This window comes from Leptospira dzoumogneensis (assembly GCF_004770895.1).
In the GTDB taxonomy this organism is placed as follows: Bacteria; Spirochaetota; Leptospiria; order Leptospirales; family Leptospiraceae; genus Leptospira_B; species Leptospira_B dzoumogneensis.
In genome coordinates this window covers 58,546-80,185 of sequence record NZ_RQHS01000019.1, presented here as the reverse complement: position 1 = coordinate 80,185, position 21,640 = coordinate 58,546, and the positions used below count along the sequence as shown (strand labels likewise).

General features: G+C 40.6%; 20 protein-coding genes. 8 read left to right on the top strand and 12 right to left on the bottom strand.

Annotated features, from left to right (window positions below):
- Window positions 1-83 precede the first annotated feature (83 nt).
- Complete coding sequence (locus tag EHR06_RS13995) at window positions 84-536, top strand: FAS1-like dehydratase domain-containing protein (RefSeq protein ID WP_100708333.1); 453 nt, start codon at window positions 84-86, stop codon at window positions 534-536.
- A gap of 13 nt (window positions 537-549) precedes the next feature.
- Entirely contained in the window at window positions 550-966 is a 417-nt protein-coding gene (locus tag EHR06_RS13990; protein WP_086447269.1) for a MaoC family dehydratase, read from the top strand.
- A 50-nt stretch (window positions 967-1,016) separates the two neighbouring features.
- Here EHR06_RS13990 and EHR06_RS13985 read toward each other — a convergent pair whose 3' ends face one another.
- On the bottom strand, window positions 1,017-3,110 hold the full coding sequence (locus EHR06_RS13985) for a PP2C family protein-serine/threonine phosphatase (RefSeq protein ID WP_135758057.1): 2,094 nt from the start codon (window positions 3,108-3,110) through the stop codon (window positions 1,017-1,019).
- A 353-nt stretch (window positions 3,111-3,463) separates the two neighbouring features.
- On the opposite strand from EHR06_RS13985, the gene EHR06_RS13980 reads away from it, so the two are divergent.
- From EHR06_RS13980 to EHR06_RS13970, 3 genes are all read left to right on the top strand, one after another.
- Window positions 3,464-4,249 (top strand): tetratricopeptide repeat protein, encoded by a 786-nt coding sequence (locus EHR06_RS13980; protein ID WP_135757571.1) that lies wholly within the window; start codon window positions 3,464-3,466, stop codon window positions 4,247-4,249.
- 11 nt (window positions 4,250-4,260) lie between these two features.
- Window positions 4,261-4,869, top strand: coding sequence for a DUF2062 domain-containing protein (locus tag EHR06_RS13975; protein WP_135757570.1), 609 nt, complete (start codon window positions 4,261-4,263; stop codon window positions 4,867-4,869).
- Between the two features lie 122 nt (window positions 4,870-4,991).
- Window positions 4,992-5,930 carry a DUF2167 domain-containing protein gene (locus EHR06_RS13970; protein ID WP_135757569.1) on the top strand — a complete coding sequence of 313 codons (939 nt, stop codon included), beginning with the start codon at window positions 4,992-4,994 and terminating at the stop codon, window positions 5,928-5,930.
- Here EHR06_RS13970 and EHR06_RS13965 read toward each other — a convergent pair.
- Together EHR06_RS13965 and EHR06_RS13960 are read right to left on the bottom strand one after the other, a co-directional pair.
- Complete coding sequence (locus EHR06_RS13965) at window positions 5,927-6,964, bottom strand: 2-dehydropantoate 2-reductase (RefSeq protein WP_135757568.1); 1,038 nt, start codon at window positions 6,962-6,964, stop codon at window positions 5,927-5,929. The genes EHR06_RS13970 and EHR06_RS13965 overlap by 4 nt on opposite strands.
- A gap of 123 nt (window positions 6,965-7,087) precedes the next feature.
- Window positions 7,088-8,011, bottom strand: a complete 924-nt coding sequence (locus EHR06_RS13960; RefSeq protein ID WP_135757567.1) for an esterase/lipase family protein — start codon at window positions 8,009-8,011, stop codon at window positions 7,088-7,090.
- A gap of 618 nt (window positions 8,012-8,629) precedes the next feature.
- On the opposite strand from EHR06_RS13960, the gene EHR06_RS13955 reads away from it, so the two are divergent.
- Window positions 8,630-10,429, top strand: a complete 1,800-nt coding sequence (locus tag EHR06_RS13955; protein ID WP_135757566.1) for an N-acyl-D-amino-acid deacylase family protein — start codon at window positions 8,630-8,632, stop codon at window positions 10,427-10,429.
- Window positions 10,430-10,474: 45 nt separating this feature from the next.
- Here EHR06_RS13955 and EHR06_RS13950 read toward each other — a convergent pair whose 3' ends face one another.
- From EHR06_RS13950 to EHR06_RS13935, 4 genes are all read right to left on the bottom strand, one after another.
- A complete protein-coding gene (locus EHR06_RS13950) occupies window positions 10,475-11,488 on the bottom strand; it encodes a zinc-dependent alcohol dehydrogenase family protein (RefSeq protein WP_135757565.1) in 1,014 nt (337 codons plus the stop codon).
- Between the two features lie 71 nt (window positions 11,489-11,559).
- Window positions 11,560-12,807: a crotonyl-CoA carboxylase/reductase gene (gene ccrA / locus EHR06_RS13945; protein ID WP_135757564.1), complete on the bottom strand. Its 1,248-nt coding sequence runs from the start codon at window positions 12,805-12,807 to the stop codon at window positions 11,560-11,562.
- A gap of 68 nt (window positions 12,808-12,875) precedes the next feature.
- Complete coding sequence (locus tag EHR06_RS13940) at window positions 12,876-13,469, bottom strand: TetR/AcrR family transcriptional regulator (RefSeq protein ID WP_135757563.1); 594 nt, start codon at window positions 13,467-13,469, stop codon at window positions 12,876-12,878.
- A 229-nt stretch (window positions 13,470-13,698) separates the two neighbouring features.
- The gene (locus tag EHR06_RS13935) at window positions 13,699-14,391 is read right to left on the bottom strand and encodes a hypothetical protein (RefSeq protein ID WP_135757562.1); all 693 of its coding nucleotides are present in this window, start codon (window positions 14,389-14,391) and stop codon (window positions 13,699-13,701) included.
- Window positions 14,392-14,541: 150 nt separating this feature from the next.
- Here EHR06_RS13935 and EHR06_RS13930 point away from each other — a divergent pair, with 150 nt between their 5' ends.
- The gene (locus tag EHR06_RS13930) at window positions 14,542-15,228 is read left to right on the top strand and encodes an OmpA/MotB family protein (RefSeq protein ID WP_208757799.1); all 687 of its coding nucleotides are present in this window, start codon (window positions 14,542-14,544) and stop codon (window positions 15,226-15,228) included.
- A gap of 97 nt (window positions 15,229-15,325) precedes the next feature.
- A complete protein-coding gene (locus EHR06_RS13925) occupies window positions 15,326-16,972 on the top strand; it encodes an ATP-binding cassette domain-containing protein (RefSeq protein WP_135757560.1) in 1,647 nt (548 codons plus the stop codon).
- A 2-nt stretch (window positions 16,973-16,974) separates the two neighbouring features.
- Here EHR06_RS13925 and EHR06_RS13920 read toward each other — a convergent pair whose 3' ends face one another.
- The 5 genes from EHR06_RS13920 to EHR06_RS13900 all read right to left on the bottom strand — a co-directional run bounded on the left by EHR06_RS13920 (window position 16,975) and on the right by EHR06_RS13900 (window position 21,515).
- On the bottom strand, window positions 16,975-17,535 hold the full coding sequence (locus EHR06_RS13920) for an LA_3696 family protein (protein WP_135757559.1): 561 nt from the start codon (window positions 17,533-17,535) through the stop codon (window positions 16,975-16,977).
- Between the two features lie 120 nt (window positions 17,536-17,655).
- Window positions 17,656-18,243 (bottom strand): RdgB/HAM1 family non-canonical purine NTP pyrophosphatase, encoded by a 588-nt coding sequence (gene rdgB / locus EHR06_RS13915; protein WP_135757558.1) that lies wholly within the window; start codon window positions 18,241-18,243, stop codon window positions 17,656-17,658.
- The gene (locus tag EHR06_RS13910; protein ID WP_010514772.1) at window positions 18,240-18,578 is read right to left on the bottom strand and encodes an STAS domain-containing protein; all 339 of its coding nucleotides are present in this window, start codon (window positions 18,576-18,578) and stop codon (window positions 18,240-18,242) included. Before EHR06_RS13910 ends, rdgB begins: the two co-directional genes overlap by 4 nt.
- A 193-nt stretch (window positions 18,579-18,771) precedes the next feature.
- Window positions 18,772-20,019 carry an acyltransferase family protein gene (locus tag EHR06_RS13905; RefSeq protein WP_135757557.1) on the bottom strand — a complete coding sequence of 416 codons (1,248 nt, stop codon included), beginning with the start codon at window positions 20,017-20,019 and terminating at the stop codon, window positions 18,772-18,774.
- Complete coding sequence (locus EHR06_RS13900; RefSeq protein ID WP_135757556.1) at window positions 20,016-21,515, bottom strand: hypothetical protein; 1,500 nt, start codon at window positions 21,513-21,515, stop codon at window positions 20,016-20,018. Before EHR06_RS13900 ends, EHR06_RS13905 begins: the two co-directional genes overlap by 4 nt.
- Window positions 21,516-21,640 lie beyond the last annotated feature (125 nt).

Below are 21,640 nucleotides of genomic sequence, written 5' to 3'. Positions count from 1 at the left end.
GAGATCGGTGTCTAAAAAATAGGGCCATATAAACGATCTTCGATCCTTCGAAGGTTTTTAAACCAATCCAAAGGAAAAGGATTATGGCAGAAAAAGGCATTTCAAAAGACCTGATCGGCACAAAACTCGACTCCTACGAATTCGACGTAGAAAGAGGAAAGATAAAAGAGTTTTGTCTAGCGATCGGTGAAAGCAATCCGATATACTTCGATTTAGAAGCGGCAAAAAAAGCGGGATACGAGGACATTCCAGCTCCTCCTACATTTCCCACAGTGATCCAGTTTTGGGGATATCCTAAAATTTGGAAAGATATGGAGAACATGGGAGTCGATACTTCCAGGATCCTACATCTAAAAGAAAAATATAATTATGTTAAAACTCTTTATCCCGGTAAGGTTTCTTCTCAGGGAGAATGTGTTAACGTAACTGTCGGTAAAATGGATACAATGACTTTCCGCACCACTATTCGTAATGCGAAAGGTGAAACTGTGATCGAAGCAGAGATGTCCATTTTCATCCGTAAACCGGAACAGTGATAGGAGGATTAAGATGAGTAAGATTGAATTCGACAAGTACGAAGTAGGACAAGAGCTCCCTCCTTTAAAAGTGGATACTATTACGCACGCGCACCTAGTACGTTATGCGGGAGCGAGCGGTGACTTTAACCCGATCCATAACGATCCGGATTTCGCTCGTAAGACCGGATTGGACGGAACTATCGCTCATGGTATGTTCGTAATGGCTCAGATCGGAAGACTTTGTACTTCTTGGGCAGACCAAAAGCAGATCAAAGAATTCGGAGTCACTTTCAAAGCAATGACCAAGCCTGGACAAAAGTTAACTTGTTCCGGCAAGATCAAACGTAAAAAAGAAGAAAACGGAGAAAAACTTCTTACAGTAGCTGTAGAGGCTGCCGACGAATCAGGAGAAGTGAAAGCCTCCGGAGAATTAGTAGTAATCTGCTGATCTTTTCGTTTATCCGAACTATAAAAAGGCCTCCGATCTCGGGGGCTTTTTTATGCAGGATATTCGGGAGTTTCTCTGGATTCGATCGCGATGATAGTGATATCATCGTATCTTTGTTCGTCTCCTCTGGATCTTTCTTCCATTACTACTAATTCTTCCAATAGTTTTTGGAGGCTGACGCTGGAAAGTGTGGAGGCTCTGGATGCAATTGTTTCCACAGTGCTCCATCTATTTTCCTTTCTTCTGTTCTCGATGAGTCCATCAGAGAAAAGTAATAAACGGCTTCCTGTAGGGAACTTATAGGTGGAGAATTCGATCTCTAGATCATCGAATAATCCTAGTATAGGACCTGTTTTATGGAGTAATTCGAAATTACCGTCAGGAGAAAGCAAGACCTGATCGGGATGTCCCGCAGAAGCATATAGAACTTCCTTTTTTTCTAAATAGATATCTGCCACAAAACAAGGGAAAATACTTTCTAAGGTATCGAATTTTCTTAAAAATCTTCCATTCAATTCTTTTAATACAAGAGTAGGGCAGGCCAGTTTTTTCAATTCTTCGTATTCGGTTTTTAAGGCCATGGTCATTAAGCTTGCCTGGACCCCATGTCCTACTGCGTCCGCTAAAAGCACTCTAACTTGGCCGGGATTGATCTCCGAAATATCTAAAAAGTCACCGCCCACTTTTTCCAAAGGTTTGTAAACGTAGTCGAAACGAATTCCTTTGATCTCTCTTTCGGGAGGAGTGAGTATTTTTCTTTGTACGTTCTGAGCGATCTCTAATTCTCTATTGATCTGCTGGAGGGTATCGTTTAGAGTTCTAGTCCTATCTTCCACCTTTTGGACCAACTTTTCTTTCATTTCGAAAAGTTCTAAGTTCATAGTTTGTAGATCTTCCGTAAGAAGTTTCGCTTCTTTATATTTGGAAGAACGATCCGAAGCGATCACCAAAGACTGCAAGAATACGAAAAGTACGAGTGCAATATGAGAAACCTGGTGGGACGAAACTTTTAGGATATAAGTGTAGAATAGATCTATAGCTACTCCTAAGAATAGTATACCCGAACCGTATAAGATATAAGAAGAGTTATTTTCTTTATCAAAGTCTATTCCAAAGATCACATAGATCACATAACCGATCGTGATACCTATAAATAAATGGAAATAGGCAACCTTGCTGCTATTGAATTCCAAAGAGCCGAATAAGGTCATTAGGATGAACAGAGAGATGATCGCTAAAGAAATTCTTATGTATAGTTTAGATGCATAAACTGTAAATGTTTCATAGAAGAATAGCAGATATAATCCGGTAGCGCACATCATGGAAATCTGTTCTATCATCTGTATCCCGTTCTGGTTGATAGAAGGGAAAAATTCCATTAGAAGTCTTGTATTCGTGACAAGAGTCCTAATGCCGATCGCCATACTCATAAATCCGAAATACAAAGGAGCCTTGCTGGATCTTAAATATAGATACAGGGAGATATGATAAAGCCCCATGATCACTAAACTGGAGAATGCAAAAATATCCGTGAAGATTGTCCTTGTCCTTGTGGACAACATCACTTCGGAAGGACCTAACTTAATAGGAGAGCTGATCCCGCCTTGTCTTGCGAAATTATTCGTAACAAAAATGGAAATTTCTATCTGACTGGAGCTGGGAACAAAAGAAAAAGATCTGGGCTGCACTCTTGCAACGCTAGACTGAGTAGAAGTAGACGGGCCTCCTGATTCTCCTTGGAACTCTCCGTCCAAGTACAATCTATAGGAACTCCAAACGGTGCCTAAACCTAGAGTAAGTACCTTCCCCACCCAAACATCCGGTAAAAGGACTTTAAGTCTATAGGTTGCATAACCTAATCTTTCATAAGATGGATGTAATTCTGTTTCTCTATTCCAAGAACCTGGAACAGTCATGTTCCCGTGAAAGGATTCTAAAATTTTTCCAGGCTCTTGGCTCCAGAAAAATTCCCATTCTCCGGATAGATCTACCGGGCCGGAACTTGCACTTTGGATGCCTCTGAGATCTATTACACCTTTGTAAGCGCGTAAATTTTCCTCCTTATGCCAGGGGGTGAGAGACAAAAGGAAAATGAGGAAGCCGATGGGGCCTAATAAGAAGAATAAGTACTTTGCAGTGTGCATTGAGCAGGAAGGTTGAACCATCCTCCATCGGATTATATTTTCTCGTCAATCTTTCTCCGACTAACAAGAGTATTCGAGAGAATATTGGAAAATAATAATTTCCAATATTGACTATAGAACGTTTGACCTTCTACTTTTTGCTTGGATTCCGTAAATACGAAAGAAACTTCCCAAAGCCTAAATTCGGGGAACTTCAAAGATTATTAGAGGAAAAAAATCGAAAAATTATACGTCCAATCAGGCGTTTTTCGGAAAAAAGAAGTATTTTGGCAAATAGACTTAAAAACCGGAAATTCATGTTGCCATGTCGATCCTCCGGAAGAGCATGAAAAAGACCGATACGAATCATAGACATGGACCGTTTTCATTTTTTTAGAAACTATTCTATTTTAGCTAGCGTTACACTCGTATTGGCTTCTTATTCCTCTTGTTCAGGGGAGAAGGATGAGCCATCCATTCTAGAGATCAGAGATTTATTGGACTCCGGTCATTTAACGGAATCCGTTCAGAAGGCTAAAGATAAGGCACTTATTACGGGAAAAATGGACCAGGTCCATTATTTGAGAGGATGGATCCATTATTTACGCAAAGAAGATCCTTCTGCAGAGAAGGAATATAAACTTTGTTTAAAGGAAAATAAAAACTCTATCGATTGCCTTAGAGGTCTTGCGCAGATCGAAAAACATAAGCAGAATTATGAAAAGGCAGAAACAAGATACAAACAAGCCTTAGTGATCGCACAGGCAACCAAAGACCAAGAATACAGTTCTATGTTACTTACCGATCTCGGAAATTTATCTCTTTCTCAAGATGAAAGAGAAGAAGCAATGGACTGGTACAATAAATCCATCCAAGTAAAACCGGAAGGTTCTGCCTATTATGGACTTGGTTTTGTACATTTACTGGATCGAGACAAGGTTGCTTCTGTCCAATCCTTAAAAAAAGGATTAGGGACCGAATACAGAGATCTAATTATCAAAGCGGAAACCTATTATCTTCTGGCAAAGTTACAAAACGATTTCGAAAAAAATCCTAAGGCAGCAAGCGAGTCGGCAAAAAAAGCCTTCGAATTATTTCCAGCAATGGAGAAATACTCAAAATCTTGGGAACAATATTCCAAACTTTCCAGTTCTAAATAAAACAGGACCCAATGAATTTTCTCAGAACGATCTGGCGTATCATCCATAAACAAATCATCTTACCTTTCCAAGAATCTTATGCACCTATTCACGAAGTTTGTTTAGGCACCACTATCGGTTTACTATGGTCCATGACTCCTTTAGTAGGAGTGCAGATGTATTTGGGACTAGGAACCTGGTTGATACTTCGATTATTCCGTATCCGTTTTTATCTACCTATCGCGATCGCTATGATCTGGATCACAAATCCGGTCACTCTTCCGTTTTTTTATTCTCTATTCTATTGGATAGGCAAACAGGTTTTACTTTTACTCGGGATCCCTTTCCAACAGATCAGTTTTGATACGTTATTATCTATCTCTAAAGAATCTGAGTCTATGGATCTGATCAGCGGATTATATCATTGGACAATTTTCTTATTCGATAAGATGGGACTTCCTATGTTCGTAGGTGGATTTGCTTTCGGGATCCCTTTGGCTCTACTCGGTTATCCGATCACCTATCGTTTATTAAATTCGTATAGAGCCAGAAGAGCACATGAAGAAGGTATCAGCCTGCAGGAATGGGAACTAAAACACGTTAGAAAAGATGTGGGATTGTTCGCAGCCAAAACACCTTAAGGTTCATTGTGTAACGTTCGTTCTTTTCAATATATTTTTTCCAATTTAAACATTATTTGTTGTCCGAATTCCTTTTGGATCGGCATAGTATTTGTTACTCGATTCAATCCGGGAGAATATATATGATTCGTCGATACTTGGCCCTTTTCTTTTTTACGGCCATATTATGGAGCCTTCCTGTTTCCGCTCAAAAATTTGAAACAGATGAGGATTTAACTAAATGGATCAAATCCTTAAAATATGAAACTAACCTAGTTCCTCTTTCCAATAAAGACGGAAAACTGATCGCGAATATCCAAGTCCCGAAAGGTTATAAATATCTAAATCCAAAAGATAGTAAGACAGTATTGGAAGATGTTTGGGGAAATCCTCCCACAAGCGAACCTGGATTAGGGATTTTATTCATTGCAAGCGAGACTCCATTGGATCTGGGGTCTTATGCGATCACTATTGACTATGTGGAAGAAGGTCATGTAGACGATGAAGATTCCAAAGAGATCAAATACGACGAATTATTATCCGAGCTGCAAGAATCCGCAAAAGAAGAAAGTGAGCAAAGAAAAAAAGACGGATACTCCGGATTGGAATTAGTTGGCTGGGCTTCCGCTCCTTATTATGATTCTGCCGCTAAAAAATTGCATTGGGCAAAAGAATATAAATTCGAAGGAACAGAAACGAATACTCTCAATTATAATATTCGAGTTTTAGGAAGAAGCGGTTATCTTCTGCTCAATGTACTCGGAGACATTTCCGTTTTAAAAAGAGTAGAAGGAGATGTAGGCAGAATTCTAAAGAGTGTTGAATTCTCCGAAGGAAATCGTTATGCAGATTACGATTCTAAAATAGACAGCTTAGCTGCTTACGGGATCGGAGGTTTGATCGCAGGAGGACTTCTGAAAAAGGCGGGATTATTTGCAGTGATCGGCGGATTCTTGCTGAAAGGAGCAAAATTACTGATCCCGGCTGCGATAGGATTATTCTACGCAATCAGAAGATTTGTTTTCGGAAAAGGAAAACCGGAAGATACAACTGCTTCCGGACCTTCCGACAAAGAAACCTAAACAATTCCCAAAAGATTAGAAAGCGTTTCCGCATCGTATTTAGATTTGCCGGAACCGCTTTCCGCTTCTGAGATCAAAGATGCGATCTTACGATTGATCGGCGCCTTATGACCGATCTCATCCGCTAAACTTATAATTTCTCCATTCAAATAAGGAATCTCGGTTTTTCTTCCGTGATGAAGGTCTTCCCACATTGAAGATCTTGCCTCCGGATCAATTTTGACCATGGAAGAAGCCACTCTAAAAAACAAGAAGTCCGGCAAACCTAAAATGATAGGCGCAAGCCAAGGGATCATTTTGCCTGCACTTGCAGGTTGTATCCCGGAAAGTTTAAGTATTTCTAAACCTTCTAAGATCATAGAAGCTAAAATTTTTCTGTAAGTTCTTTGGGACAATTCTTCTCTGAGAGGAATACCTGCGAGTGCGTTTAAACTATTATTCAAATTGAAAAGAAGTTTTCCCCAAAGAATACCTTCCATGTTTTTATGTACGATAGAAGGTAGACCTGCTCTTCTCAGACAAGAATGGATCTTGTTCCCGAATTCATTCGACCTGACTACAAGTTCTCCGCTGGTTCCCTGATGGAATTGGCCTTTTCCTTTCGCCACCACATTGAACGGGACCATGCCAGGTAAATTCCTATCGTTTAACTCCGGTAATACGGAAGCTAACTCTTTTGAGTTTCGAACTCCATTTTGAAAACTGACTACTATAATTTTGGATAATTCTTCAGGTGAAAAAAGTGAACGAATGGATTTTCCTACTTCTACCGTATCCTTACTTTTGACCGTGATCAAAAATACGTTAGAGTCTTTGGCTTCTTTTATGTCGGTAACATAGCGGACCTGGCTTGGGGCGAGGGTGAAAGAATTTCCCTTATAGTCGCTGATCCCTAAACCGAATAATTGGATCTCTTGTTTTAATCTTTCTCTACCTATAAATACTACAGGATACCCTGCTTTTACCAAGTATGCTCCGATGTATGTTCCGATACTTCCGGAACCCAAGATCGCAAATTTTGGGGAAAAACTCATAAGCGGAAAGAATGAAGAATATTAGAAAAATACCAACTACAAAATCAGTATTCTGCCCTTAGGTTCGGGCATAAAAAAAGCCGGGAGATTAAACCCGGCTTTTTTCAGACTCAACGTTCGAAATTACTGATTCGATTTCGCGTTGGAAGCCATTTTTAGGAAGTAACCTTCCACGTCATACCAAGGTTTTCCGGAATTCAAAGTGTTGGAAGCTTGTAAGTGGTCCACACCAGTTACTAGAAGTCCGTAATCAGGTCCACCTTTGAAGGTTCCCCATTTCAAAGAAGTGTAAGGAACTAATCCGTCGCAAGTTCCGCCTTGTCCGTTGAACAATCCGCCGGCAACACATGCAGGTTGGATGATCCCCATTAAAGGGTGTTGGATCAGGTCAGGAAGAGTGATGTAAGATCCGTAAGAGAAATACTTAACGGAAGAAGCATCGGGAGTGCGAGTATTGAAAGCCGCAGTTCCGCTGGTAGTTAAAGAACCTAAGGCTCCAAGAGCGTCTTGGTTTCCGCTGCCATACACCAATTGAACTACTACACCTAATACAGCGCTCACGAAAGGTTTGATCCAATCAGGAAGAACTGTGCTTACGATGTCTGCAATTGGGGATCCTCTGTGAGGAGTATTCAACGTGGTCAAAGTGGAAACTTTGGAAGAAAGTCCTAAGTTGGAAATCGCCCAACGGCTATCCAATCCACCTTGAGAGTGCCCAATGATATGCACTTTGCTAAAGCCGTTTGCGGCCATGTATACAAGGACTTTGTCTTTTAACTGAACACCGCGAGTCTCATTGGATTGAGCTGCAGTTTTAGTAGGAGCATAAGTAGTCGCACCTTGGGATTGAAGGTAAGTGTCCATTCCTCCCCAATAGTTCACGATACTAATAATTCCGGAAGAATCCTTTCCCCAACCGAAAAGTCCATGGGAAAGAACGATCGGATATGATCCGGCTAATGGTTTGGAGGAAGATCCTCCCCCTGAAGCGAACAACGTGCCGCTACACAAAAATAGGAGCAATACCGCTAGTCCTAATTTACGCATTTGAGTTTACCTCTTCACTATTCTCTTGCTGTCTGTATGGTCTCAGATTGAGATTCGCTTAGTTTAACTTGTTCGCTTTTTTATCTGTATCACTCAGTACAAAACCGAGCTTTTGAAGATTAAATCAAGACTCATAACTGTCAAGATAAAACGTTCGAAAAAAGTACTGATAAAATAACGTTTGATATAGAACTAATTTCTTTTTATAACAGTCGGTTTTTAATAGATATTCCCTTAGGGATGGATTTAGGGCAGAAGGTCCCAAGCTGAAAAATCCGAATTTTCAAGCCTGACTAACGCATTTGGGATAGAAGGTCCTCTGGTTTGGAAATTTCTTTCCGAGAGAAAGCGGAGTGGACGGGTCAGTCAGAAGATGATCTGGATTGAGATTGGAGCTTGTTCTATTTTAGTGTTGGGTCCATGCGGGTGAATAGGCGAAGGTTCGCATATTCACTACAACTAAAAACCCTTCTTCGATTCATCGCAGTATCAAAACATTTTTTCTTTTTGTAAACAATCGTTCATCTATATTCAAAAAATTTGAAAAAGATTGACTGTGGATTATTATACACTTTCGTAGCGAAACTCTAAGAGATAGAATAGAGAAGAGGGATCATTATGAAATACGATGTTCTTATTAAAAAAGGAAGAATATTCGATGGAGAAGGGAACGGATCCTTTATCGGAGATGTAGCAGTTCTTGATGGAAAGATTGTAGAGATCTCTAAATCAATTTCAGGCGATGCAAAAAAGATCTACGATGCAAAAGGACTTTGGGTCACTCCAGGATTTATAGATTTTCATACGCACTATGATGCAGAGATAGAAGCTTCTCCGGGACTGAAAGAATCCGTGATGCACGGAGTGACTACGATCACAATGGGAAGTTGTTCTCTTAGTCTTTGTATCGGATCACCTGAAGATCTTGCTGATATGTTCAGCAGGGTAGAGGCAATCCCGAGAGAACAGGTGCTTCCACTATTACAAAAAAAGAAAACTTGGAATTCGATGAAAGAATATGCGGATCATTTGAATTCACTTCCTTTGGGGCCGAATGTTTCTACATTCTTAGGACATTCTGCCATCAGAGCTTATTCCATGGGATTAGAGAGATCTCTTTCTTACGGAGTAAAACCTACAGAACAAGAGATGATCCAAATGGAAAAACTTCTGCAAGAAGCGATCGATTGCGGATACTTAGGACTTTCTATCAATACTCTTACTTGGGACAAGATGGATGGTAGTCGTTTTAGAAGTAAACCTCTTCCTTCTACATTTGCGAAATGGTCCGAGATCAGCAGATTGAATAAGATCGTTCGAAGAGAAGATAGGATCTTCCAAGGAGTGCCGAACGTTTCTACAAAATATAATGTGTTGTTGTTCTTTAAGGAAAGTCTTGGGATTTTTAGAAAAAAGCTGAAGACCACGATCATTTCTCTTATGGATCCAAGATCCAATCGTACTATCTATAAGCTTGTGGCATTTCTGACTCGGATCGTAAATACGATCTTAAAAGGAGATGTTCGATTACAGGCTGTCCCTGCGGTATTCGATCTTTACGCGGATGGAGTGGACGTAGTCGTTTTCGAAGAATTCGGTGCTGGAACCGCGGCTATACATTTAGCGGACCTTGCGGAAAGAAGGAAACTTCTACTCGATAAAGGATATAGAAAATGGTTCCGAAGACAATGGACAAATTGGTTTTTACCTAGGGTATTCCATCGAGATTTCAATGAATCCAAGATTGTAGAATGCCCCGATCAAAAGTTAGTTGGCAGATCCTTCTCCGAATTAGCTAAAGAAAGAAAACAACATGTGGTCGAAACATTTTTAGATCTATGTGCGGAATATGGGAACGATATCCGCTGGTATACCGTGATCGGGAACGATCGTAAGGGTCCTTTAAAATATATAGTAAGTCATCCGGACGTATTGATCGGATTCTCGGATGCGGGCGCTCACTTAAGAGGAATGGCACATTATAATTTTCCATTACGTTTTTTGAAATTAGTCAGAGACGCGGAACTGGAAGGAAAACCTTTCCTCACTGCCGAAAAAGCGGTATGGAGAGTTACCGGAGAGATCGCGGACTGGTTCGGTTTGGATACAGGCAAATTGAAAGTGGGAGCACAAGCGGATATAGTCTTACTAAATCCAAACGGATTAAACGAAAAAGTGGAAACTATCCAAGAAACCTCAATGCCTGAATTCGGTGGAATGGTCCGTTTAGTTCGCAGAAACGAAGAGGCGATCCGTGCAGTTCTTATCAATGGAAAGATTGCAGTCGAGAATGGGACCGTTCTTCCTGAGATCGGTAAAGAAAGCGGCTTTGGAAGATTTATGGCCTATAAGGAAAAAGATTATCTATATTCTTCTGCGAAAACACAAAAGAGGGAAGCTGTAGGATCGGTGGCTTAAAAGTTCCTCATCTTTTTGTTCGGAGTATGAAATCGGAAAGTTCGATTAAGGAATTCTGACTACGATCTTTCCGAAATGTTTTCCGTCTTTTAGATATTCTAATGCTTCTTTGAATTCGGAAAGTTCGTAGACCTTATCTACTACAGGTTTGAGTTTCCATTCTTCTATCTTTTTGTTCATAGAAAGGAAACCTTCTCTATGACCCACCACTATCCCTTGGACCTTGATTTGGTTCATGACTAAAGGTAGAAGATTCAAATCCTTGATGGCACCTGCTAAAATCCCGATCAAATGGATTGTGCCGAATAGTTTTACTGCCTTAATGGATTGTTCTAAGGTTCCGGCTCCTCCCACTTCTACGATATGGTCCGCGCCTTCTCCTCCTGTTAGCTCTCTGATCTTTTCTCCCCAAGAGATAATGTTTCTATAATTGATTAGATGATCCGCGCCTAAGGATTTTCCTCTTTCCAGTTTTTCATCCGAAGAAGAGGTGAGATAAACTGTGGCTCCAATAGCTTTAGCAAATTGTAATGCGAATAAGGAGACTCCGCCTGTTCCTTGGATAACGACGGATTCTCCTTTTTTGAGTTGGTTCTCCACAAAAAAGGAGGACCAAGCGGTAAGTCCCGCACAAGGAAGTGTGGCTGCTTCTTCAAAGCTAAGATGAGAAGGCATCGGGACCACACCTGTCGCAGGAAGAACTGCATATTGTCTTAGGGTCCCGTTTAAAGGACCGCCGAGTGTGGTTCTGAGTTCTTTTTTATTTGCGTGTCCTGACAACCAATATGGAGCAAAGGTGGCGTTGATCTTGTCTCCTGCTTTGATGCCTGAAACATTCTCTCCTACCTCTATAATTTCCCCTGAACCATCGCTGCAAGGAATCATTGGAACTGGAAAATTCGGATTGTACTTTCCTTGGACTACGAGATAATCCCTGAAATTTAAGGAAGCCGCTCTAAAACGTACTAAAACTTCTCCAGGGCCTGGCTTGCCTGGGTCTGGTAGATCGATTAAGGAGAGATTTTCTTTTCCGAAAGAGGAAAGTTGGACCGCTTTCATTTGATTATACTTTTATAATATAGTTCGGAGGACAGAAGGGCTCCCGGGATCAGGAGCCCTTCTGCGTCAGCTTAACTTCTGCCTAGTCCTAGTTTATCGGCGCCTACAAGGATACTCATGTTTCCTGCAGGGTGTTTGTTTTCTTTCATCAATTGGTGAGCTTGCGCAGTTTCGTGGAACTGGAAGGTTTGAGAAAGAACTGGATCCACTTTTTTATCGATCACTAATTGGTTCAGACCGATTGAGTTCTCGTCGTTCGCAAAGTGGGAACCTTGGAGACGTTTTTGGCGCATCCAAAGGTATCTTAAATCTACAGTTGCGTTATAACCAGTGGTTCCAGCGCAGATCACTACCATTCCTCCGGTTTCACAAACGAATACCGAAGTAGGGATAGTGGTCTCACCCGGATGTTCGAATACGATCTTAGGATTGTTTCCTTTTCCTGCGATGTCCCAGATTGCTTTTCCGAATTCTCTGGCTTGTTTGGTCCATTCTATAAATACTTCAGGCTTATTGATATCCGAAGTAAGAGCGCCCCAATGTTTGAAGTTGTTTCTGTTGATCACTCCGGCAGCGCCAAGTTTTTTACAGAAGTCGATCTTATCATCGGAAGAAACTACTGCGATCGGAATTCCACCGGCAGCTTTTACGATTTGGATCGCCATAGCTCCTAATCCGCCTGCTCCTCCCCAGATAAGAACTACGTCTCCCGGTTTTACATCATTCGGTTTCCAGTGGTGAAGCATTCTGTATGCGGTTGCTCCAACGAGCATGTAAGCGGCTGCTTCTTCCCAAGAAAGATGTTTTGGTTTAGGAAGACATTGGTGGTCCTGGACTTTACAGAACTGTGCGAAAGATCCCCAGTTAGTTTCATATGCCCAAATCAATTGGGAAGGTGCAAACATAGGATCTTTTCCTTCTTTGACCCAAGGATCGTTTTTGTCCCAGATACCGCAGTGTAGGACTACTTCGTCTCCTACTTTTACGTTCTTAACTTCGGAACCTACTTTATATACGATACCGGATGCGTCTGATCCGCCGATATGAAACTTTTCAGGTTCACCTTTTTTGTTTCTCGCGCCGATCACATCGACTGGAAATCCAAGACCAGCCCATACGTTATTATAATTAATTCCGGCCGCCATAACTGCAACCAGCACTTCGTCAGGCTTAATTTCTGGAACGTCGATCTCTTCGGGTTGGATAGACTTGATCGGGTCTCCAAAACGCTCCGGTCTAATGACCTGTGCATGCATTTTTTTAGGGACCACTCCTAATGGAGGGAGTTGGCCGATTGGTACGATTTCAGGTGCGCTCATGGGGACCAGAAAACCGAACCGACCGAGGCTTACGAGAAAAAAAAGAGTCCTAAACCTAGCTTTCGGGCTTAAGTAAGAAGGATATGATCGATCCTTTCTTCCAAACCGCGGACCCTATCCTCAAAAAATCGTACTGAGGAGATAGAAAGTATCAAACTATGCAATAGATCCACAAGAAGGGAAAGCTTTAGTTCTGCATTTTTGGCCGGGGGATTACGATCCACAGCCGCATCCAATAACTTTCGGTACTGTGCCCCATAATGATTCGTGTATTCTTGGACCAGATTTTCGGGTGCAGAATATACCAAGCTGAACGGAAGTTTGGCTCTATCAGGGAACTGTCTCGCGATATCTGAAATTGCTCTGAATACTGAGACAACTTCTTCTCTTAAACCTTTATCTTTTACCAATCTGCTTCGGATATCGTTCAATATCATTAGATGAGTGGCGACCAACGCTTTTCTGAAAAGGTTTTCTTTGGAATGAAAGTGATGGTAAATGCTAGGCTGCTCCAACCCGCATTCTCTACTGATCTCTCTGAGAGAAGTTCCATGGAAACCTTTGCGAGCAAAAGCTATCGCAGCGCCTTCTAAAATTCTCTCTCGAGAATTTCTGAAAACTCCGTTTGTGGGGTAGACAGGGCTACCGTCCTTCTTTTTCACCGATCCGACCTCTTTTAGGAGGATTCATCCGGCGAATTTATTTTTTTGTCTGAAGATCGAAGATCCCGAAATCGCCGGAAGATCTATCCTTTAGGATAGAAATTTCACTATATTAGCGAAGATATAACAAACGCCAGAATTCCGCAATTCATTAACTTATTGGGAAAGGCTATTTAAGTTAAACTTGCAAGAATGCTAGTCTTACCTGATTGTAATGAAGTTCTAAGGATCAAAACTCTTTTTTAAAAACTTCGAAGTAGTTGTTCAACTCACTCGTACCAGGAAGCCTTCCTTCCGCTCCCGGTTGTTTTTTGCCTGGAGAGCCGGGTTGGTTTAGGTTCTGGTCTTTTTCTTCCCGCCCGAATGCCGCTGCAGGAGTGTATAATTGGCTACCGAATAGTAGTTCAAAGTTTGCAACGTTAGACTCTGATTCATCTAATCTGATCTCTACTAAGAAATGATTCTCTCCGAATCTTGCTTCCCATTCATACACGAAGGAAGGTTCCACAAATCCTGTGAATAATGGGGATAACTTTCTATCTTCGCTGTCAGATTGAAAGATATGTACCATAACGGACTGTTCCGGATTTTCATGAGCAAGCCCGACGCCTAACTTGCGGACGATCTTTCTGTCTTTACCTTCCGGGAATTGAAGTTTGAATGATACTGTGCTCCCTTTAAATACGGAACCTGTGAAATGGGATTTTCGATCTACGATATATCCTCTATCTTTTAGAGAGACCTTAACTTCTTCTACTAACTTCTTGAATGTAGGAGGTCCTCCCGCTATGGACTCTTTCGAGTTAGCTGGTGGATTTGTAGTAGAAGTTTGGGAATACAGACCAGTTTGGATAATTAAGAATAAAAACAAAATAAAGGGAAAGAATCCGAATGTGGGAAGTTCTAATAGAAAAGATCGCATGATTAACTAACAGACTAACTCGGATCGTACATTCTCGCCAGATTTTTTCGAAAATAATTCGGAAAATAGGTGAGAATCCCTCGGGAAAAGCCGGAAAAAAACGATAAATTAATTATGCGCCCTTGTTCAAAGACAAAACTCGGAGGAATCATGAAAACGAATCTGGGTATTTTCACCTTAGCTATTGTCTCGATTTTCATTCTGTCCAACTGTGTTTCCCAATCCAAGTATGATGCCTTACAGGCGATGTACGATCAGAAAGCGAAGGACCTTTCTAATTTAGAAAAAGATAAGTCTTCTCTCCAAAGATCGGTAGAAGATATGAAAAGGATCCAGGAAGAAACGGAAAGAAGGATCGCCGACTACAGAAGCCTATTAGAAAGTTTTAAAGGAATGATCGATTCAGGAAAACTTAAGATCAGGATCGTAGATGGAAGAATGGTGGTAATACTTTCTTCCGATATATTATTCCCTCCAGGTTCCGCGAGTTTATCATCCAAAGGAACGGATGCAATCAAAGAAGTCACAGGAATTCTATCTTCTCTTCATGGAAGAAGATTCCAAGTAGAAGGTCATACGGACGATGTGCCTACAGGTATCAAAGGATATTCCAACTGGGAACTTGCATCTGCAAGAGCTTTGACAGTATTACATACAATGGTGAAATCCGGAATGCCTGAAGAAAGGATCAGTGCAGCTTCTATGGGATCTTCTCGTCCTTCTGTCCCGAATACAAGCGTGGAGAATAGAACCGCAAATCGAAGGATAGAAATTGTAATCGTTCCTGACTTATCTAATTTACCTGGAATTGAAGAATTACGTAAATTGAGCGAATAGACCAAGCCTAGGATTCGCTTGGCGAATTCTAGCACCTTATAAACTATGGTCCTATCCCCTCTTTTAATAAGATCCCTTCGGTGTTTAGGTAGGTTGTATGATCAGCGTTTCGGGTTTGTCTCTGAATTTCGGAAAGAAAATTCTTTTTGAAAACGTTACTGTTAAGTTTAAGGAAAGCTGCAGATACGGTCTGATCGGAGCCAACGGTTCCGGTAAATCCACTTTTATGAAAATCCTTGCCGGAATGGAACAAGCAGCTGCAGGTTCCGTTGCAATTGACGCAGGCGTAAAAGTCGGTTACTTAAAGCAGGACCATTACGAATACGAAAACGAAACAGTATTGAATACTGTGATGATGGGGAATAAAGAACTTTGGGCAATCGCCAAAGAAAGAGACGAAATTTATTCCAAGCCTGAAATGTCCGACGAGGACGGTATCCGAGTTTCCGAATTAGAGGAAGCTTTCGGAGAAATGGGCGGATACGAAGCGGAAAGTGTAGCCGGAGAATTATTAGAAGGTTTAGGAATTCCTACAAACATCCATGGCCAGACACTTTCATTTTTAACAGGCGGTTTTAAACTCAGAGTATTACTCGCTCAAGTACTATTCCAAAAACCGGATGTTCTACTTTTGGATGAGCCTACCAACCACTTGGATATCAAGACGATTCACTGGTTGGAATCCTTCTTATTAAATTATAAGGGAGTGGTCATAGTCATTTCCCACGACCGTTATTTCATCAACTCTGTTGCTTCTCATATCTGCGACTTGGACTATCAGACCATGACCGTTTATCCAGGAAACTACGACGAGTATATGGAAGCTTCTCAGGCAGCAAGAGAAAGAGCTCAGTCTGATAATAAACGAGCAAAAGAGAAGATCGCGGATCTGCAGGAGTTCGTTAGTAGATTCAGTGCGAACGCTGCAAAATCTAAGCAGGCAACTTCCCGCCAAAAGATGATCGAGAAGATCAAAGATAATATGGCGGAGATCAGACCTTCTTCCAGGCTTTTCCCGTATATAATTTTCAAAATGAAAAGAGTTCTTGGTAAGGACGTAATTCTTGCGGATAATATTTCCAAGGCTTACGAAGACAGAGTTATCTTTAAAGATTTTACGATCAATATCACCAAAGGGGAGAAGATCGCCATCATCGGAACGAACGGTGTAGGAAAGACAACTCTCTTAAAAACTCTGATGAAACAGATCGAACCTGATTCAGGAACGGTTGCCTTCGGAGATTCCGTGGAGGCTTCTGTATTTCCTCAAGATCATAGAGAAGGGATCGGTGAAGACGCCGATTCCATCATAGAATGGTTATATAGATATGCTCCTCCCGGCACAGAGATGGAAGAGATCAGAGCTATTTTAGGAAGAATGCTTTTTAGCGGTGACATGGCTAAAAAACCAACCCAGGTACTTTCCGGAGGAGAAAAATCCAGGATCATTTTAGGAAAGATGATCATGGCTCAGGACAATCTTCTGGCCTTGGACGAACCTACAAACCACTTGGATTTGGAATCCATCGAATCCTTGAACTATGCGTTAACTAAGTTTGAAGGAACTATCTTATTCGTTTCTCACGATAGGGAATTCGTAAGTTCAATTGCGACCCGAGTTCTGGAAGTTACCACAGAAGGTATCCGAGACTTCAAAGGAACTTACGAAGAGTTCTTAGAAAGAGAAGGCCAAGAATTCTACAAACGTCTGGCAGGTGGACCTGTTCTTACAGAAGCCGAGTAAGTTCAGATATATTTATCCAGAAGTTTCATTAATATCGGCATAAATACTGTTATAGAAACGCCGGTCGCTAAGATCCATTTTGTTTGAGTTGATATCAACTGGTGGATTTTAGCGATTTCTTTATAAACTCCTAAAAATCCGGAATGCATTTCCTCTTTTAATTCCAATTTCATTTCGGTCATTTCCGTTCTGAGTTCGAATTTACAAATTGCGATCTCGGATTTGATCTCAGATCTAACTGCCGCAAATTCCGATCTGACTTCCGTCTTGAACCCTTCGAATTCAGATCGAAAGATCGCAAGCTCAGTTTTGACATTTGTAATTTCGCCTTTTAGGCTAGTAGAAGTTTGATCGGTACTATTTTTAAATTCAGATAATTCTGTTTTGATTTTTCCGACTTCCTCGGTAAGTCTCTTCTCGAATTGGTTACTTGATTCTTCCAAAAGTATCTTACTCCCTAAATTCCAATTGAAATTTACAAAATCTAAAAATTCGTCCCTTCCTTTCGGACCTAAAATGTTCTCTAACCCGGCGGGAACTTTTCTATAGATTGGCACCTTCATTTTAACCTCCGACGGTTGTTTGGCAACTCGTTCTTCAGTTTCAGGTACTCAATTTTCCTTAGTGCTTGCGTTTTTTATTAAAAAAATTCCGGAATATCTATTCGGAATCTATATTCAGTTTTATGAATATGTTTTCAGGTATTTTAAGAGTTCATCCAAGGCTTTCTTGCGATGAGAAACTGAATTCTTTTTCTCATCTGAGACTTGGGAAAAATGAGCGGAGAAGGGCGGGTAATAAAAAATGGGATCATATCCGAATCCATTTCCACTAGTATCATAAGTATCGGAGATCAGTCCCGGGCATTCTCCTTCGAAAGTAAATTCTCCTTCCGAAGTGACTAACGCGATTACGCATACATACTTTGCGTTCCGGTTTTTTTCTCCCTTCATTTTTTCCAGGAGAAGTCTGGCTCTTCCCTCGTCGTCTAAACCTTCTCCGCCAAAACGAGCTGAATAGACTCCAGGTTCTCCACCTAGAGCTTCTACACAAATTCCTGAATCGTCCGCTAGGGAAGGAAGTTTGGAAAGAGAGAATAATTCCCTGGCTTTGAGAAGAGCGTTCTCAGTAAAAGTTTTTCCGGTTTCTTCCGGACCGAAATCGATCCCTAACTCCTTCGGGGTGGATAAGGTGAACCCTAAAGGAGAAAGGATGGCTCGAATTTCGCGAACTTTATGGGAATTATTGGAGGCTAAAGAAAGGGATTTCAATTTCCCAATTTGAACTCGTCAAAAGCATCTTCTATAGTGGGAAGAACTTTGAACACTTTGTCCAACATTGTGATCTCGAATAATTGGAGAAGATCATCGTCGTTAACTACGATGATGATATCACCTTCTGCTGAGTTGAACTTTTTTTTGTAGGAGACTAGGATCCCCAACGCAGTTGAGCAAATATGACTCACCTCTGTAAGATCGATTATGATCTTAGGAGAAGGTTCGAAATTATGGTCGCTCAGGTTGCGGTCCAGTTCCTCGCTGTCGGATTGCAGAATGGATCCGGAAATTTTGATGATGTGGATGTCGCCTTGAACCGTTATTTCCATGTGGGTAACGAACCTTGTGTGCATATTCGATTTTTTTATAGCAAGCAAAAAACGGCCTTTCACGAACTTCTTTGCATCTTCTTCGCGAATAATTTTAGAAAAAGAAGAGAATGGGACTTTTTCGGGGAATTTCTCCCGAAAAAGCTTCGTTTATGTCCCTATTAGTTGAGATATCTCAAGCCTTCGTTCTAATTTAAGATTGAGAAACCTTCCGTAATTGTTCGCTGAAAACTTGGGAGGTCATCTTAACTTTGTATTTTGCGATCAATTTATCTTTGAGGATTGCAAACGGTTTTTCAGTGATCAAATGATAAAAATACGCGAAGAAGAAAACTGCGAGTCCAACCGGAATGGTATAGAGTAAGAATTCATGCTGCTCTAATTTTTTATCCGCAAAAAGTAACCTTCTGGAGAGAGGTGTCATCACTACGATATGGATAATGTAAGCACAGTATGATAATTTTGCAAAGGGAGAGAATCCTTTCCAAGAAAGGAATTTTCCGATAGGATCTCCTTTTCTCATAGAGAGAATAAAAATTCCGATCCAAAGCAGGGCGAAACTTGGAAAACGAATGATCTGATGGAATCCCATTTTGAATTCATCTACCAATGCAGTATAAGTAAAAAGTCCGATCCAAAGTCCTGCGTGCAAATAATTTGCCCAAGGTCCTAATTGAAGCGCCTTTTCGACCCATGATTTATGAAAATTGAATATATATGCGAATATAATCCCATAAAGGACCGAATCTATATGTCCGTGGAACGGATAATAGATGTATCCATTGTACAGATCTACACTTTCAGAACCTGTGGTCTTTAAGATCACTGTATACATAAAGATTGCACGGTAGATCAAAGGAATAGAGGTCAGAAGGATCAAAAATCCTAATCTAAAACGTTTAGGAACATATCTGAAAATAACTAAAAGAAAGATCGGAAAAGCTATATAGAATTGTTCCTCTAAAGAGAGAGACCAACCGTGGAACATGGTTCCTTTAAAATAGTCGGAAAGATATAAAAAGTCGAACCAGATCTTACTTTTAGCCGCTTCGATCTGAGCTGCAAATTCGGGAGGAGTGCTTTTTAAAATAATCGGGATAAATATGAAATATTGTAAAATTAGAAAAATATAAAATGGAGGAAATATTCTTAAGGAACGTTTTAAATAGAAAAACTTCCAGTTAATTGTGCCCTTGGATTCTAATTCGGCGAACAAAGGGCTTGCGATCAGAAATCCGCTTAATGGGAAGAATAGATCTAAACATACGGATCCGTTATTTAAAAAGTTCCTTAAATAGGGGTCTATATCCGGAATAAAGGTATAAACAGTGCGGTACATATGACCGTAGATCAGCATAAAAAAACCCAAGGTTCTTGCCCCGTTAAAAGGTGCGATTTCCCTTTCGTCAGGTCTGAAAATTCCCAGGAAATATTCTTTCATTCAATGATCCTTACTATTGTGGATTTATAGTGAAAGGAGTTCTTGTTCAGGATTTGGAACTCCTCACTTTCTTTTTCCGGTGTTTCTAATGTGATCGTAATCGCAGGTTCCGAGTCGGCGCATCGGAAAGATTTTGGAACTAAAAAATGCCATTCTTCATTTAGGCAGGAATTATATCCTTCTCTAGTTAATCTGAGAAGAATTCCTAAACTAAGATCCCCTTGTCCGAAATCTTTAGGATCGGATTTCCAGCGAATTCTATATTTGGTTTCTTTTTGAGGAGAGATAGCCGTTACGAATTTTTCAGGCCTATCATCGTATTCAAATTCCGTATTTTTGCCGTAAATGGCAATACAGAGAAATATTATGGAAATGGAATAGATTAGGAAGTTCCTAGTATTAGGGAATTCAAATTTGGATAGAATGACCTTTAGGTTCAGATAATAAAGAATTCCCGCTAAAACATAAGTGAACCAATAGATATGGGAGATCTGGCCTCCCTTCATCTTGAATGCGCCGAATAGTGTGATAAAGAATGCCCAAATCAATATTCTGAGCAAGGATCTATCAAATTCTTGTAATTTATCTTTCCAGAAACTAGGAATTCCGAACAATAAACCCACAATTAAAAGTGCAGGGACCTGTTTTGGAATACTCAGCGGAGAAACGTAATAAGAGAGAACATACTGTAGGGTAGGACCTAATTTATGAAAGGTGGAATTCTTAAGAGCTAGTCCTATTATCTTACTTAAGTTTCCCGGAGTATTCGTAAATTGTTCAATGAGTGGAGGGGTCCAACAGATAATCGTAAATAGTATCGCAAATAGAATACTGAATCCGAACTCTTTCGTTTTGTATTGAGAAAGCCCTTTGTTTCTATAAAAATAAAAACATCCGACTAAAAACATCGGAACTATAAAAGAGATCCCAACGATCTGGTTTTGGACAATTATATTCGCACAAACTACAAACCAGAAAAAATTCCGGATAGAACCGTTTGAAAAATCAGCTAAGGAGAGGATTAAAACCAAGGTTGGTAAAAGAACTACTCCAGGTCCCCAGATGTTTGAAAATGCATTCGGTAAAAGAGGAATTAATCCTAAAACCAAAGATGCAAATAATAGAACTGTAGATCTGTTCTCTTCTACTTTTGAATAAAGAATTCTTAAACCGATCAGAAGGAAAAAAAGATTATAAAGAACGATCCCGATCGAGTGCGCTCCATGAGGAGATTTCACGAAGAAGAATATCTTTTCTGCAAGAGCCAGATAATAGAATACGATAGGCCCGGGATGATTTACTAAAAAGCGGGAATATGCCCCTAAACTTTCTTCTAATTTTCCTGCCTTCCAGATCTGAAGAGCATTGGCTGCATAATCTCCAGTTTCCTGGTAAGGTTGGTTAAAGAACCCTGGATTAGCTAATAGATATGCTAAGCAGAATAAGATCGGGAAAAGTATATAAAGTGGAAGTTTGTTGTTGGAAGATGTTTGCATGAATCGGAGAAGAATAGTTGGCCGATATTTCCAGTAAGCTTCTGTTTTTCGATTCCTGGGTCAAGTAGATTCCTTTTTAGAACGTGCTTTATGCAAAGAAGTAAAGCGTGTAAAGAAGCTTAAAT

Coding starts and splice junctions, on each gene's coding strand:
- EHR06_RS13995 (WP_100708333.1), top strand. CDS start 84: ATGGCAGAAAAAGGCATTTCAAAAGACCTGATCGGCACAAAACTCGAC.
- EHR06_RS13990 (WP_086447269.1), top strand. CDS start 550: ATGAGTAAGATTGAATTCGACAAGTACGAAGTAGGACAAGAGCTCCCT.
- EHR06_RS13985 (WP_135758057.1), bottom strand. CDS start 3,110: ATGCACACTGCAAAGTACTTATTCTTCTTATTAGGCCCCATCGGCTTC.
- EHR06_RS13980 (WP_135757571.1), top strand. CDS start 3,464: ATGGACCGTTTTCATTTTTTTAGAAACTATTCTATTTTAGCTAGCGTT.
- EHR06_RS13975 (WP_135757570.1), top strand. CDS start 4,261: ATGAATTTTCTCAGAACGATCTGGCGTATCATCCATAAACAAATCATC.
- EHR06_RS13970 (WP_135757569.1), top strand. CDS start 4,992: ATGATTCGTCGATACTTGGCCCTTTTCTTTTTTACGGCCATATTATGG.
- EHR06_RS13965 (WP_135757568.1), bottom strand. CDS start 6,964: ATGAGTTTTTCCCCAAAATTTGCGATCTTGGGTTCCGGAAGTATCGGA.
- EHR06_RS13960 (WP_135757567.1), bottom strand. CDS start 8,011: ATGCGTAAATTAGGACTAGCGGTATTGCTCCTATTTTTGTGTAGCGGC.
- EHR06_RS13955 (WP_135757566.1), top strand. CDS start 8,630: ATGAAATACGATGTTCTTATTAAAAAAGGAAGAATATTCGATGGAGAA.
- EHR06_RS13950 (WP_135757565.1), bottom strand. CDS start 11,488: ATGAAAGCGGTCCAACTTTCCTCTTTCGGAAAAGAAAATCTCTCCTTA.
- ccrA (WP_135757564.1), bottom strand. CDS start 12,807: ATGAGCGCACCTGAAATCGTACCAATCGGCCAACTCCCTCCATTAGGA.
- EHR06_RS13935 (WP_135757562.1), bottom strand. CDS start 14,391: ATGCGATCTTTTCTATTAGAACTTCCCACATTCGGATTCTTTCCCTTT.
- EHR06_RS13930 (WP_208757799.1), top strand. CDS start 14,542: ATGAAAACGAATCTGGGTATTTTCACCTTAGCTATTGTCTCGATTTTC.
- EHR06_RS13925 (WP_135757560.1), top strand. CDS start 15,326: ATGATCAGCGTTTCGGGTTTGTCTCTGAATTTCGGAAAGAAAATTCTT.
- EHR06_RS13920 (WP_135757559.1), bottom strand. CDS start 17,535: ATGAAGGTGCCAATCTATAGAAAAGTTCCCGCCGGGTTAGAGAACATT.
- EHR06_RS13910 (WP_010514772.1), bottom strand. CDS start 18,578: ATGGAAATAACGGTTCAAGGCGACATCCACATCATCAAAATTTCCGGA.
- EHR06_RS13905 (WP_135757557.1), bottom strand. CDS start 20,019: ATGAAAGAATATTTCCTGGGAATTTTCAGACCTGACGAAAGGGAAATC.
- EHR06_RS13900 (WP_135757556.1), bottom strand. CDS start 21,515: ATGCAAACATCTTCCAACAACAAACTTCCACTTTATATACTTTTCCCG.